The following is a 14,602-nucleotide window of genomic DNA, read 5'->3' as shown; positions in this document are numbered from 1 at the left end:
GGGGGCGGGCGCTGCGCGCGGATCGTCAGCCGCGGAAGCCGGCGGCGCGCAGTGCCGCGTACGACACGTCGTAGGCCTTGCCGCTGGCGGTCAGCAGCCGGGCCGTCGCCTCGCCGACCATCGAGACCGTGACCTCGACCTTCTCGACCGCTTCGTTCTGCGCGAAGCGCGACAGGTCGAGCGTGCCGGCCACGACCACGGTGTAGGTGGTGGTGGCCTGCAGCGTGCTCGGGCCCGACGGCAGCGTCACCGACACCGATGCGGTGCCGCTCGCGGCAGACCCGGTGATGGCCGGGCTCAGCGCCTCGGTGGCCTGGCCGTAGGCCGGCACGACGCGCAGCAGCACGGTGTTGCCGACCGGCACGTTGAGGGTCTGGAACACCACGTCGATCGGGCCGGTGGTGCTGGCCGGCAGCGTCACGTCGGCATTGCCGGTCGGGTTGGCCGGCACGGCCGTGCCGGCGACCGAGGCGATGCGCAGGCTCGGGGCCTCGGCGATGAAGACCGGGCCGGGGACGTCGGCGACGTAGGCCGGGCTGGCGGCGCCGGAGTACGTGATGGCCTCGCCCTCGATGCGGATGCGGCCGGGGGCGCCGCCGTACTGGTTGTAGTAGCCGGTCGCACCGCAGGCCTGCCGCGGCTGGTTGCTGCTGTTGATGCAGCCGCCATCGGCCAGCAGGCTGCCGTTGCCCGACACCGTGGTGCCGACGAGGCGGATGGCGCCGCCCGAGCCGCCGGCGCCGTTGCCGCCGGCATTGGCGCCCGCAAGGCCGCCGCCATCGCCGCCGCGCGCGTTGATGGTGCCGGTCACTTGCAGCACCGCCGACGAGGCGATCAGGACCGCCCCGCCGCCGCCGCCGCCGCCGGAGCCCGGGAAGGCGGTGCCGCCCCGACCACCGCCGCCACCCGAGCCGCCGAGCAGCGGCTGCAACAGCGGCGAGCCATAGGCCTTGGCGAACACGGTGATGGTCGATGCCGTGCAGTTGTAGCCGGCGCCGTAGGCCTGGAAGGCGTTGGTCGCATAGCCGCCGCCGGTACCGATGTAGTGGTAGTAGCCCACGGTGTTGCAGCCGTCGCCGCCCTCCAGGCCGCCCATGCCGCCGCCCGGGCCGAGGCCGCTGCCGCCGCGGATGATGTCGACCCGCTGCTGCGGATCGTCGCGTCCGCCGCGCCCGCCGTCGTAGCCGCCGGGACCGCCGACGCCGGGGATGGCGTCATCGCCCTGTACGCCATCGCCGTAGGTGCCGGTGGACGTGGCATCGGCGCCGCGGATGTCGATCGTGCCGGCGATCGTCACGTTGCCGCTGGCGAGGATGAACACCGGCGTGTTGGCGGTGTTCTTCTTGAACTTGACCGTCACGCCGCTCGGGATGTTGACCGTCGTGTAGTTCAGGATGCCCGATTCGGGCAGCTGGATCTCGGTGTTGACCGTCGGGTTCAGCGCGCCGTCGGCACCGGTGCTGCCGCTGTTGAAGGCCGCCTGCGCCGAGGCTGCCGCCAGCGCCGCCAGCACGAAGGCCGCCTGGGGCTTGAAGGTGGAAAGTGTCATGGAGGGGCTCCTCGTAGCAGGGTGGACGACAGGACGTGAAGAAGGATGGAAGAAGGACATGGCTGATCCAGGCTCGGTCACTGCGGGGCGACCACGTTGATGGTGTTGGCGGGGTTCGGGTCGGCTGTGGTGAGGCCGCCGTAGACCTCGAGGCGCACGACGCGGTTGCCCAGCGGCGCGGCGGCGTCGACGGTGACGGACACGCTGAGCTGCTCGCCCAGCGCGTCCTGCGACCACACGATGTCGCTGGTCGGGCGCAGGCCGCTGCCCGGCGCGAACACGACGCGCAGCACGTTCTTCAGGTTGCTGCCGCGCACGACCAACGTCGCGCCCTTGCCCTGCTCGAAGACGATGGGCGAGAGCGAGGTCATGGTCGGCAGGCTGCCGATGCCGAAGTTCGCGAGCATCGGGTTGGCGAAGGCCACCGCGCCGCCGCCGGCCGTGCCCAGGCGCAGCCAGCGCACGCCGAGCGGCGCGTCCGGCGCGACCGACAACGTCAGGCTGAGCTGGCTGCCGTCGCCGTTGACCACCGGGGCACCGAGCAGCAGGCCGGTGGCCGGCATCACGGAGACCGTCGTCACCGTGCCGAGCCCGCGTCCGTCGATCGTGACGCTGCCCGATGCGCCCTGCAGCCAGCCGGTCGGGCTGATCGCCTGCGCCACCGCGCCGACAACCACGCCGACGGCCGGGCTGGCCGCGGTGCTGTCGACGCTCCGCGGGACAGGCGTCGCGCTGCCCACCACGACACCGACCTGCGGCGAGCCGATCCAGCGGCTGACCGGATCCGGCGGCAGCGTGACGCCGCTGCCGACCAGCACGCCGACCGGCAGCGACGAGATGCCGGCGTAGGTCGGCCCCACCTGCGTCGCGATGCGCACCAGGTTGCCCGGCTGCACCGTGGAGGTGGACTCGCCTGCGGCCGTGGTCACGACGACCGCGCGGCTGCCCGACACGGCACCGGCGGCCACGGTCGCGTTGAAGGTCAGCACCGTGCCTTCGGCGTTGACCTGGAACGGCCCGATCAGCGTGCTTTGCGGCGGCTCGATGCGCACTGCCGACACGTTGGTGAAGTTGCGCCCGCGCACCGTCAGCGTGACGGTGCCCTGCCCGGCCTGCAGCACCTGCGGCGCGACGGCCGTCAGCTCGGGCACCGGCGCCGAGACGAGGAAACTGCCGTCGCCGGGCCGCGAGAAGGTCACCGGCTTGCCGGCGGCTGTCAGCGTCAGGCGGCGTGCCCCGAGGGCCGCAGCGGCATCGACCGTGATGTCGACAGTCAGCTGCGTGCCGTCGCCATTGACGGTCGGCGTGCCCAGCGTGACACCGGCGGCCGGCGTCATGCTGACACCGCTGACCGCCTGCAGGCCGGCGCCGCGCACGGTGACGGTGGTGGTGGTGCCGACCACGCCGGTGTTCGGGTGCACCTCGGTGATGCCGGTGCCGAGCAGCACRCCGACCAGCGTCGAGGCCGGCTGGCGCTGCACCGGCTCGGCCGGCGGCGTGGCATTGCCGACGACGACACCGACCAGGCGCGAGGCCACCGGCGTCAGCGTCTCGCGCACCACCGAAGCCACCGTGAAGGTGTTGGCCGGCGACAGCGTTGCGCTGCTGCTGCCCGACGGGGTGACGACCTGCAGCAGCCGGTTGCCGGTGGGTGCATCGGCATCGATCTGCAGCGGCGCGCTCAGCGTCAGTCCGTTGGCGCTGACGACCGGCACGCTGTCCGGATGCAGCCCGGTGTCGGGCACGAAGCGCAGCTGGCCTTGCTGCAGGTGGCGCCCATGCACCACCAGCTTCACCAGCTGGCCGCGGCTGCCGAAGATCGGCTCGATCGACTCGATGGACGGCAGGCCCGTCATCAGCTGCACCACCGACACGGCGGGGTTGGCGAACACGACCTCCTTGCCGGCCGCGTCGCGCACCACCAGCTTGCGGGCGCCGACCGGGGCATCGGCCGCGGTCGTCAGCGTGACGCGCAATTCGCTGGACTGCGCATTCACCGTGACCGGCCCGAGGGTGATGCCGGTGGCCGGCAGCACGCTGACCTGCGCGCCGGCCGGGATGGCGGCACCGGTGATCGCGATCTCGGTGCTGCTGCCGACGGTCCACGAGCGCGGTGCCACCTGCGACAGCACGCCGCCCACCGCCACGCCGACCATCGCGTTGACGGCTGTGACCTGGCGCGTCGCGGCCGGCGTGTTGGACTGCACGACGACGCCGACCGGCGACGCATAGGCGGTGTTGGCGCCGCGGAAATCGGCGGTGATGAACAGCGGCACGCTGATGCGCGCCAGCGTGGTCGAGTCGGCGGTTAGCGTGACCGTGCCGGTCAGCTTGGGCACGATGGTGATCTTCGCGCTGGTCTGGCCGGCCGGGATCACGAGGCTGGCCGGCGAGACGGTCGCCTTGCTGGTGTCCGAGACCGAGAAGTTGAGCGTGTTGTCGCGGTAGTCGGCCTTGGACAGGCGGATCGTGATGTCGCGCGCCTTGCCGTCCGGCGGCAGCGCGATCGGCGTCGGCTCGATGGCCACGGTGGGCGGCACCGGCGCCTGCACCGCCAGCGCGAACGCGTTGGACAGCAGGTACTGCCCCGGGTGCGCCGCATCGGGCGTGCGCACCTGCGCCTGCAGCGTGACCGGCGCGGGCTGGCTGGGCAGCGTGCCGCGCAGCTGCGTGCTGCTGACGACCACCGTCGGCACCGCGGCGGCGTTGAACGTGAGCTCGGAGTTGGCCGCGAAGTTGCGGCCGGTCACGGTGATCTCGCTGGCGCCGGCACCGGCCAGCACGGTGGCCGGATCGAGGGCCGTGATGGCAGGCATCGGGGCGGTCACGCTGATCGCGTTGGGCAGCAGCACCTCGCCCGCATCGACCTGCAGGCGCAGGCCGGCGGCACCGGGCGTGGCAGTCGCATCCACCTTCAGCTGCATGAAGAGCTGCGAGGACGAGCCGCCGCTGAACGGCGTCAGCGTCAGACCAGGGCGGTCGAACGCGGCGCTGGACAGGCCGGTGAGCCGCGTGCCGTTCACCGTCAGCGTGACGGTCTGGCCTTGCTCCACCGTCGCGGGCGACACGCCGCTGAGCGACGGGCTGGCGCCGACCGACACCGCGCCGGCGGTGATCACGTAGGGAATGCCGCGCAGGCCCCAGCGCACGCTGCCGGTGACGTCGCCGGCCGGCACCGCGATGCCGTTCAACGCATTGCCGCTGGCGCGGTTGCCGACGCCGCTGGGCGAGGCCGCGAGGTCGACCGTGATGGCCGCGCCCTGCTGGTTGCGGATGTCGACGTAGTTCAGCACCGGCGCCGCGCCGCGGATCGCGAGGCCCTTGCCGTGCTCGAACACCATCTGCTCGAGCCGCGTGTTGGTGGTGGTGCCGCTGCCGAAGACCCACTGGTCCCAGTCGCCGGGTGCGCCGGCCTGGCCTTGGCGCGTCTTGTCGGACAGCACACGGATCGGCAGCGCCGCGGTGCCGATCGCGCGCACGGCGCCGGACTGCACCGTGAGCCGCGCGCCAGCGGCCATGTAGACGGTGACGCCGGGATCGATGCTGAGCGTCGCGCCGCCTTGCACCGCGACCTCGCCGCTCAGCAGGTAGGGGCTGTCGGACGCGGTCCAGCGCGTGTCGCCGCCGATCGCGCCGGACACCGCGGTCTGCGCGGACGCGGCCAGCGGCAACAGCCCGGCCACCGTGAGGACGACGGCTGAGAAGGCGAGTCTGGCGCGCAGGCAGGCAGGAAGCGTCATGGGCTCGGGTCCGCGAAGGGAGGACATCGGTTGAAGCGGCGACAGGGACGGACTGCGGCATCGCCGTGCATCAGGCACGGCCAAGCCGGACTCGGGCTGCGGTTCAGGCAGCGGGAGACAGGTGCGGGTCGGGGACTGTCGCTAGCCGATCAACGGCGGCGAGGGGCGGCGCCAGCGAGGCGTGGCGGCGCATGAATGACTTCGTCGAGCGACGAGAAGCGGGGCCTTCGACGTGCCGTGTTGGAACGGCACACGTGCTTTCAGCAACTGGACCATTTGGAACTCCTCCCAGAATTCGAAGCGCAGTCTATCCACGCAATTCGGCTTGCACCAGGGGGGATGCCATCTTTATTTCTTAAGTCATCTCCCACGTATTTGGGGGGTGCGACTTCTTGCACGACTTGAAAGCGATTCGATCCGATTGCGCGCGCAGGCTCGTTGACCGAATCGCAAAGCTGCGTTGGCTCATCGGTCTCCGCCCTTCAGTTCGATGCCTTCGCGCATGCCTGTGGCGTGCCGGGAGGTGGGAAATTGAGCAGCATTTGCGTAGCACGGCGAAAAGACGCCCGGATCAGTCGGTCGTACTTCTGTTGCGCGTTGCTGACACGGCCATGCGCACCAGTTGCCAAGCGAATTGCCCTTGGCTCCAATGCGCCGGTTCATTGGGATCAGGGACAAGACGATGAGAACGAGATGGATGCGCGCCGCTGCGGCGTTGCCGCGCATGGCGAAGCGGCTGGCGTTCGCGCTGGCGTTCGTTGTGGCGGTGCTGGCGGGCACGCTGTCGGTGGCGACGGATGCGCACGCAGGCGGCAGCTTCATGATGGACAAGAAGTGCTGGGGCGCTTCGGGCTGGAACAATGAGCTGCAGCCGTACGCGAGGCCCAAGCCGCAATGGGCGCCGGGGTGCTTCGACACGACGCTGGACGTCATCAAGGCGCATTGCCGGTACCTGCTCGATCGAGGCATTGCCGGCACCTGCGTGATGGACACCGCACCGGCGCCGCTGGATGACATCACCGCGCAGACGCGGGGCACCAACCATTCCACGGGCGGCACGGGCGGCGAGGCGTACTGGAGCCCGCTCGTGCTGTGGTACGGGGTGTGCCCGGCGCATTCGGTGAGCAAGGGGGGATTGGAGTGCGGCTGCGCCGACGGCTTTGCGCCGGATGCCGAGAAGAAGCAATGCGTGCCGGTGGTGGTGGTGGCGCAGGCGAACACCCAGCCGTGCAACTGCGCGGGCGGCCCGTCGGTGGCCAACCCGATCCACCCGCTGCGCGGGGTCAAGCGCGAGACGGTGGACCTGGGGGTGGGGCTGGGCGGGCTGGCGCTGACGTTCACGTACGACAGCAGCGAGTTCATCACGAAGACGCCGGGCGACACCGATGCCAGCGCCGACGACGGCAGCGGGGCCGAGCTGATGGCCTCCGAGTTCGGCCGGCCCGGCTGGCACGCCAGCGTGTTCCGGCGCATCGTCACCACGCCCGGGGCCGAGGATGGGTCCGTCATCGTGCAGGTGACGCGCGGCGACGGCACGCTGGATGTCTTCCGGCGCCAGGGCAGTGGCCCCTACGCCTCGGCCAGCGGCAGCGCCAACCGGCTGCAGCCCGATGAGGCGCAGGCGGGCGGGTTGCGCCTGGACGACCTGCGCGCGAACGCGCAGGAGGTCTACGACGCCACGGGCCGGCTCAGCCGCATCGCGTGGATCGACGGACGGCGCCTGACGCTGAGCTACGGCAACAGCGGCACGGCCGTGGACCAGCTGGTGGGTGCCGGCGACGGCCACGGGCGCACGCTGGGCATCGAGTACGGCAACGAGTTCGTGCACTACCGGGGCCTGCCGTACCGGTTCACGGATGCGGCGGGGGCGACGACCACGGTGAACTACGGGATGCAGCTGCACCTGGACGGGCTGACCTGGCCGGACGGGCGCAGCAGGCGCTTCCTGTACCGCGACGCGAACTTCGTGCGGGCGCTGACGGGCATCGTCGACGAGGCCGACGTGTGGTACGCCACGTTCACCTACGACGCAGCGGGCCACGCGATCAGCAGCGAGCATGCCGGGGGCGTGGGCCGGTACGCGACGAGCTACGGCGTGGCGCCGGGCATCGAGATGGTGCACACGTCGGGGCGGGCGGTGGCGGAGCGGGCGTGGCGCTGGACGACGCCGCAGGACGTGGTGGTGACGCAGCCGAACGGGGTGACGCAGCGCTGGAGCGCGAGCACGCTGAACGGGCACAACTTCCTGCAAGGCGTCGAGCAGGCGGCGGGATCGGGCAGCGCAGCGGGCACCCGCACGCACAGCTACGACGACAAGGGCAACCTGGCCAGCCAGGACAGCGTCAACGGACTGCGCACGTGCTACGAGAGCGACGCACGCCAGCAGGAGACCACGCGCGTCGAGGGCCTGACGACGCAGGCGGCGTGCAGCACGGCGACGGCGATCGCCGCATTGCTGCCGGCGGGCGCGCGCAAGACCAGCACGCAGTGGCACCCGCAGTGGAGCGTGCGCAGCAAGGTGGCCGAACCCGGCCAGGTCACGACGAACGTCTACAACGGCCAGCCGGACCCGTCCGAGGGCAACGCGGTGGCAGCATGCGCGCCGGGCAGCGCAGTGCTCCCGGACGGCCAGCCGATCGTGGTGCTGTGCAAGCAGTTGGTGCAGCGCACGACGGACGCCAACGGACAACTGGGCTTCAGCGCGAGCGCAATCCCCGGGGAGCCGGCGCGCGTGACGCGCTGGACCTACAACCAGGACGGCCAGGTGCTGACGGTGCGCGGCGCGCGCGTGGACCTGGACGACTCGTACAGCTTCAGCTACTTCGGCGACACGAACGCCGATCACACGCACGGCGACCTGCAGTCGGTGACGGATGCCAAGGGGCGGGTGACGAGCTTCGACAAGTACAACCGCTACGGCCAGGTGCTGCGCAGCACCGACCCGAACGGGATCGTGACGGTGAACACCTACGACGCGCGGCAGCGGCTGCTCACGCGCACGGTGGGTGCGGAGACGACGACCTACACCTGGGACCCGGTGGGCCAGCTCACGCGGGTGACGGCGCACGACGGCAGCTGGGTGGGCTTGGCGTACGACGCGGCGCACCGCAGGACAGCGGCCACCGACAGCGACGGCAACCGCATCGACTACGCGCTGGACAACGCGGGAGAGACCATTGGCCTGACGGTGCACGACCCGAGGGGACTGCTCGCGCGCAGCGTGGCGCGGGTGCTGGATGCGCTGGGGCGGCTGCAGCAGCAGACGCTCCCGGCCGATGCGTTGCCCTACGGCGTGTGGGCGGGAACGGGGCAGGAGGCAGGACAGGGCACGGCGCCCCCCGGCACCTGGAGCGCGCTGGCCAACGAAGGCTTCGACTTCAATGCCACGCGCGTGTGGCGGGTGCGCTACGGCGCGGACACCCGCTGGGTGGAGCGCGAGGTGTACGGTTTTGCGGTGTGCACCTCCACCACCTTCGGCGTGGACCCGGCGCCATCCGTGCGCAAGAGCTGCCAGCGCTACGAAGGTGCCGTGGCGCCACCGGCCCCCGCGGCCGCGGCAGTGGAGCGCTACGAGTTCGACGCCGAGGGCAACCCGACGCGGCAGACGCAGGCCCCGGACGGGCTGAACCTGCAGACGCAGCTGGCCTACGACACGCTGGAGCGGGTGCAGGAGAGCACCGACCCGGCGGGGAACAGGACGAGCTTCCAGTACGACGGCGGGGACCGCGTGACGCAGGTCACCGACCCGCGGAACCTGAGCACGCAGTACGCGCGCAACGGCTTCGGCGAGGTGACCCAGCTCACCAGCCCGGACACGGGAGCCGCCACCCACACGTACGACGAGGCGGGGAACCTGAAGACCCGCACCGACAGCCGCGGGGTGCTGGAGAGCTATGCCTATGACGCGCTGAACCGGCTGATCACGGCCACCTACAGCCAGAGCGGGCACGGCAGCGAAGCGCTCAGCTGGGGCTGGGACATGACGGGCGCGGGCTACACCAATGGGATCGGGCGGCTCGGACGCACCGATCACCCGAACGGCAGCGCGCGCTGGCAGTTCGACCCGCTGGGCCGGGTGACGCAGGCGACGCAGACGGTGAACGCGGCCGGCGGGGCCAACGGCAACGCCGTGACCACGACGGTGCAGTACGGCTACACGCTGGGCCGGCTGACGAGCATCACGTACCCGTCGGGGCGGCAGGTGGGCATCGGCTACGCCGGGCGGCGCATCGGGGCGCTGACGCTGGCGCWGAGCGCGGGAGGCGCGGGAGGCGCGGGAGGCAACACCCAGCCGCTGCTCAACGACATCCAGTGGCAGCCCTTCGGCACATGGCGGGGGTGGACCTGGGGGATGACCGGGGCGGTGGACAGCACCGCGCTGCGGCAGGAGCGCTACTTCGACCAAGGCGGGCGCCTGGTGCGCCATCGGCTGGGCGCGAACTACCGCGACCTGGGCTACGACGCGGCGCTGCGCATCACGGGCTTCACGCACCTGAACGCGACCGATGGCGCGCCGCAGACCGCGCTGGACCAGGTGTTCTCATACGACGCGAACAGCCGGTTGACCTTGATCGCCACCGCGAACTCGACCTGGAGCATCGCCTACGACGCCAACGGCAACCGCACCGGCGTGAGCCTGAACGGCGAGCCGAGCACGTACACGACCGAGGCGACGAGCAACCGGCTGACGGCCATCAGCAACCCGGTGCGCAGCTTCGGCTACGACAGCGCGGGCAACACGACCAGCGACAGCTCGAACTACACCGCCACCTACAACCTGCGCGGGCAGCTGGAGACGATCACGACCGCCGCGGGCACCGCGACCTACACCTACGACGCCGATGGCCGGCGCGTGCGCAAGGTGACGAGCGCGGGGCCATCGAGCACGGTGATCTTCGTGTACGACCTCGACGGGCAGTTGCTCGGGGAGTACGACCAGGCAGGCAACGCGATCCGCGAGTACGTGTGGCTGGAGCACACGCCGGTGGCGATGTTCACGCCGGACCCGGTGAACCCCAGTGGAACACCGCTGGTGTACTTCATCCACACCGACCACCTGGATGCGCCGCGCATCGTGGTCGACCGCAACAACCAGGTGCGCTGGCGTTGGCTGGCCGAGCCCTTCGGAACGACCGCGCCGGAGACCAACCCGCAGGGGCTCGGGGTCTTCACGCAGAACCTGAGGTTCCCGGGGCAGTATGCGGATGCGGAGTCGGGGCTGTTCTACAACTACTTCCGTCACTACGATCCGTCGAGGGGCGGATATCCGCAGAGTGATCCGCTCGGGCTTGACGGGGAAAGTCCCTCGACCTACACATACGCGAACAATGATCCTCTCGGCCGCGTCGATCCTGACGGCCGACTCGCATTTGTTGCACCGTTGTTTGCCTACGTTCTTGGCGGAGGCACGCTGGCTGCAGAGTCGGGCGTAGTCGTTGTCGCTGCAGGCAGTACTGCACTCACTGCCGGAGCGGCAACAGGCATTCTGCCCGGCCCATCAGGGCCGCCCCCAGGCACCACAGGAATCATGTGTCCAGCTGTCGGCGACAATGATTGCGCGGTGCTACTCTTTCGGATGAAGGTGCAGATCGGCCTGATGAACAAGAGGTATCGCCATTTCATCAATGATCGAAAGGGCAAGCAAAGCGCTACCGGAGAGATCCCGCAAGGCTACGCCATTGCGTGGGCCAATCTCAAGAAGGGCCTGCAAAATCTAGTCAACGAAGCGCTTGAAAAAGGCTGCCCTTTCCCGCCGGAGGTTTACGAATGGTTGAACCTTGCTGCGCCAGCGTTTGGACAACCGTACAGCGCGCCAAAGAGATTCTGAGTCATGAAGATCACAGAAGCCCAAGTCTTTGACAACAGATTCGTTGACAACAACGGCTATGTTGATTGGTTGATGGACGCCAATGCTCAAGATTGCATTTCATTCCTAAAAGCCTTCTACGCTCAATGGAAACATGTAGTTGGAAGGCTGAGCACCATGGAACTTCGTGGGGGCCTCCGCGCTATCGCCTATGCCGGTGGATTGCAGTCGAAAGTCTTTTGGCCAGGCTCGTCGGCAGACACACAAGAGCTGCTCAGTGTCATGGGCGGGAGTGGCCTGTTCTTTTTTGATTTTCTTTCGAGTCGCGATGACTTGGCAGAAGAGTCTTCGCTGTGGTGGGACGACTTGTCCGTCGTCCTTTCCTATGAGGACGACGACGCCTTGGATGAGTCGCTGGATCCTCTCAGAAATCAGCTGTTCCAACTTCTACTGCGCAGCGTGGATAGTCAATCTGCCTTGGCGCAAGCCGGCGGACTGAATGGCCTATGGAATCTCAAACACCCCAGTTCGCTGGATGAGCTTCGAACGCGCCGCACAGGCGGAAAGTGGGCGAACGAAAGACTACAAGACGAAGCAGATAGGTTGATTGAGCGTCTCACGTGACCCTGACACAGTGCCTGACTGACTGAGCTGGGCTGATCCGCAGGGTCTAGCAAACAGCGCGGCCACCTTCTGGACGAGGGGGCGAAATGTCCCCAACACTGCTGAGGCGTTGGCGCTGTCCATCGCCTTGGCGATAAGGCCAAAAGACCTGACCCGGTTGGAGGAGCGCCAGTTTGATCGGCATTGCACAGGTCCCGGTGACCCTTGTGATGCGATCAAAGCAGCAGCCTTCCAAGCGATCATTGCCGCGCGGTCGAAGATGAATGAAATGCTGCAAGATAAGCGTGGTCTCTACAGGAATGCATATTCGGTGGCAAACAAGGCAGTGACGGGCACGTCAACGACTTGGCTTAACCACATCCCAGACTTGGATGGGCGAATCGCGGCGATCAACGCCATGATCTCGCTGGGTCAGAAGATGGGCTGTGACATGAGCCAGGAAATTGCTATGTCTGCCGATCTCTATGTCCCTCACGCTCCATCTAATCCATGAAGATCTACATTGATCTGAGCTTGTTCTATGGTTCGACGGGTGCATTTGGCCGCGTCTCGGGCGAACTTGACCTGCCTGCGGTCCCCCAGGTGGGAAACACGATCGTGTGTTCGTTCCCGAACAATGGGGTGCTTCCGGTGGTTGTCGGTGGCTTCGATGGCCTGCTGACGGTGACGGATGTCCGATTCGCCGCTCAGGCGCTCAATGCACCAATCTCGTTGAGTCTCGATGATGTGGTTCTGCAAACGCGGGAAGATGCTCGAAAAGTCATGACGTACTTGGAAGAAGGCTTCGGGCTCTTCGGTGAGGAGTACGAGGTGGAGTGATCTGCCTCGCGGGCAAACGATCAAAACCAAGGGCCGCTCGCGGCCCTTGGTTCATCTGGAAGCGTCGAGGTGTGGCGTTGATCGCTTGCCAGCTGCCTTCTTCCGTGGAGTAGCAGCCTTCTTCGCTGGCGCTGCTGTGGCATTGACGCAGGCGGAGTCCCAGCGCCTGGCCTGGTACTTGATGATCAGGCTCTCCAACACCTCACGCATCACGGGCTGCTCCTGTGCGGAGAGCTGGCTCACGGCCTCGAATTGCAGCAGCAGTTTGTTTGGCCATCTCGAGTCTGAAGTGCAACACCGGCCACATCAGCGGAACGCAGTGACCCTCGAACCATGCGATTGCGGGCCGTCAGGGACAATCCCCGACATGTTCACCGCCGCCATCTTCGACATGGATGGCCTGCTGCTCGATTCCGAGCGCACCATCATGAATGCCTGGGTCGATTCGGCGCAGGCGCTGCAGCTTGCGTTGAGTGCCACCGACTACGTGTCGGTGGTCGGCCGAGCCGAGTCCGAAGCCAACCTCAGGCTCACCGAACTGCTCGGCAGCGCGGCGGCATTCACCAGCGTGCAGCGCGATGCGCATGCACGCCTCGCCCCTGAAACCGGCCTCGTCTTCCCGCTCAAACCCGGCGCCCTCGCGTTGCTGCAGGCCCTGCAACACCGCGGCGTGCCCTGCGCGCTGGCCTCGTCGACACGCATCGCCGAAGTCCGCCGCCGCCTCGCCGCCACCGGCATCGCGCCGTTCTTCCGCGCCGTCGCCGGCGGGGACGAGGTGCCGCGCGGCAAGCCCGACCCGGCCGTCTATCGCCTCGCCGCGCAGCGCGCCGGCATCGACCCGCACACCGCCCTCGCCTTCGAGGACAGCGACCACGGCTGTGCCGCCGCACGCGCCGCCGGCCTGCAGGTGGTCGTGGTGCCCGACCTGAAGACACCCGATGCCGCGCTGTCGCTGATGCACCTGCTGTCGCTGCAAGACGCCCTGCCCCACCTCGACACCTGGTTCCCCGCGCATGGCCCGGACTGACCCCGCCGCGCGCACCGACGGCTTCGTCCGCGTGCGCGGCGCGCGCGAGCACAACCTGAAGAACGTCGACGTCGACATCCCGCGCGATGCGCTGGTGGTGTTTTCCGGCGTGTCCGGCTCCGGCAAATCCTCGCTCGCCTTCGGCACGCTCTACGCCGAGGCGCAGCGCCGCTACTTCGAATCGGTGGCGCCGTACGCGCGGCGCCTGATCGACCAGGTCGGCGTGCCGGCGGTCGATTCGATCGACGGCCTGCCGCCGGCCGTCGCACTGCAGCAGCAGCGCGGCACGCCCAGCACGCGCTCGTCGGTGGGCAGCGTGACGACGCTGTCGAGCTTCGTGCGCATGCTGTACTCGCGCGCCGGCCACTACCCGCCGAAGCAGCCGATGCTGTACGCCGAAGACTTCTCGCCCAACACGCCGCAGGGCGCCTGCCCGCACTGCCATGGCCTCGGCCGCGTGTTCGAAGTCACCGAGAAATCCATGGTGCCGGACGACTCGCTGACGATCCGCGAACGCGCCATCGCATCCTGGCCGCCCGCCTGGCATGGCCAGAACCTGCGCGACATYCTGGTSACGCTGGGCCACGACGTCGACATCCCGTGGCGCCAGCTGCCGCGCAAGACGCGCGACTGGATCCTCTACACCGACGAGACGCCCACCGTGCCCGTCTACGCCGGCTTCACGCCGGCCGAGACGCGCGCCGCGCTGCGCCGCAAGGCGGAGCCGAGCTACCAGGGCACCTTCACCAGCGCGCGCAACTACGTGCTGCACACCTTCGCGACCACGCAGAGCGCGCTGATGAAGAAGCGCGTCGCCCGCTTCATGACCGGCGCCCTGTGCCCGGTGTGCGACGGCAAGCGGCTCAAGCGCGAGGCGCTGTCGGTGCGCTTCGCCGGGGTCGACATCGGCACGCTGTCGCAGCTGCCGCTGGACCGCCTGGCCGAGCTGCTGGCACCGGCCGCCGAAGGGCGCTTCGACGAAGCCGCCGACGCCGCCACGCTGACCCGCAAGGCCGCGCGCCAGGACACGGCCCGGC

7 protein-coding genes and 1 pseudogene are annotated in these 14,602 nt (G+C 68.9%); 6 read left to right on the top strand and 2 right to left on the bottom strand.

Annotated elements, in window-relative coordinates; translation table 11 throughout:
- Positions 1-25: 25 nt before the first annotated feature.
- Both AC1DYN_RS23950 and AC1DYN_RS23945 read right to left on the bottom strand, forming a co-directional pair.
- Entirely contained in the window at positions 26-1,549 is a 1,524-nt protein-coding gene (locus AC1DYN_RS23950) for a hypothetical protein (protein WP_477963711.1), read from the bottom strand.
- 77 nt (positions 1,550-1,626) lie between these two features.
- Positions 1,627-5,289, bottom strand: a complete 3,663-nt coding sequence (locus AC1DYN_RS23945) for an IPT/TIG domain-containing protein (RefSeq protein WP_477963709.1) — start codon at positions 5,287-5,289, stop codon at positions 1,627-1,629.
- A gap of 682 nt (positions 5,290-5,971) precedes the next feature.
- Here AC1DYN_RS23945 and AC1DYN_RS23940 point away from each other — a divergent pair.
- The 6 genes and pseudogenes from AC1DYN_RS23940 to AC1DYN_RS23915 form a co-directional block, all read left to right on the top strand.
- The gene (locus tag AC1DYN_RS23940; RefSeq protein ID WP_477963707.1) at positions 5,972-11,116 is read left to right on the top strand and encodes an RHS repeat domain-containing protein; all 5,145 of its coding nucleotides are present in this window, start codon (positions 5,972-5,974) and stop codon (positions 11,114-11,116) included.
- Positions 11,117-11,119: 3 nt separating this feature from the next.
- The gene (locus AC1DYN_RS23935; protein ID WP_477963705.1) at positions 11,120-11,719 is read left to right on the top strand and encodes a hypothetical protein; all 600 of its coding nucleotides are present in this window, start codon (positions 11,120-11,122) and stop codon (positions 11,717-11,719) included.
- 109 nt (positions 11,720-11,828) lie between these two features.
- Positions 11,829-12,212 carry a hypothetical protein gene (locus AC1DYN_RS23930; protein WP_477963703.1) on the top strand — a complete coding sequence of 128 codons (384 nt, stop codon included), beginning with the start codon at positions 11,829-11,831 and terminating at the stop codon, positions 12,210-12,212.
- Complete coding sequence (locus AC1DYN_RS23925) at positions 12,209-12,538, top strand: hypothetical protein (protein WP_477963701.1); 330 nt, start codon at positions 12,209-12,211, stop codon at positions 12,536-12,538. The genes AC1DYN_RS23930 and AC1DYN_RS23925 overlap by 4 nt, the downstream gene beginning before the upstream one ends.
- A 367-nt stretch (positions 12,539-12,905) precedes the next feature.
- Entirely contained in the window at positions 12,906-13,565 is a 660-nt protein-coding gene (locus tag AC1DYN_RS23920; RefSeq protein WP_477963699.1) for an HAD family hydrolase, read from the top strand.
- A pseudogene (locus AC1DYN_RS23915) lies at positions 13,552-14,602 on the top strand (excinuclease ABC subunit A); the annotation flags it as partial. The gene AC1DYN_RS23920 and the pseudogene AC1DYN_RS23915, both read left to right, overlap by 14 nt.

It is taken from the genome of Rhizobacter sp. P2_D12, from assembly GCF_056404395.1.
Note: the sequence above shows the minus strand (reverse complement) of the source record. Positions and strands in the feature narration are given on the sequence as shown.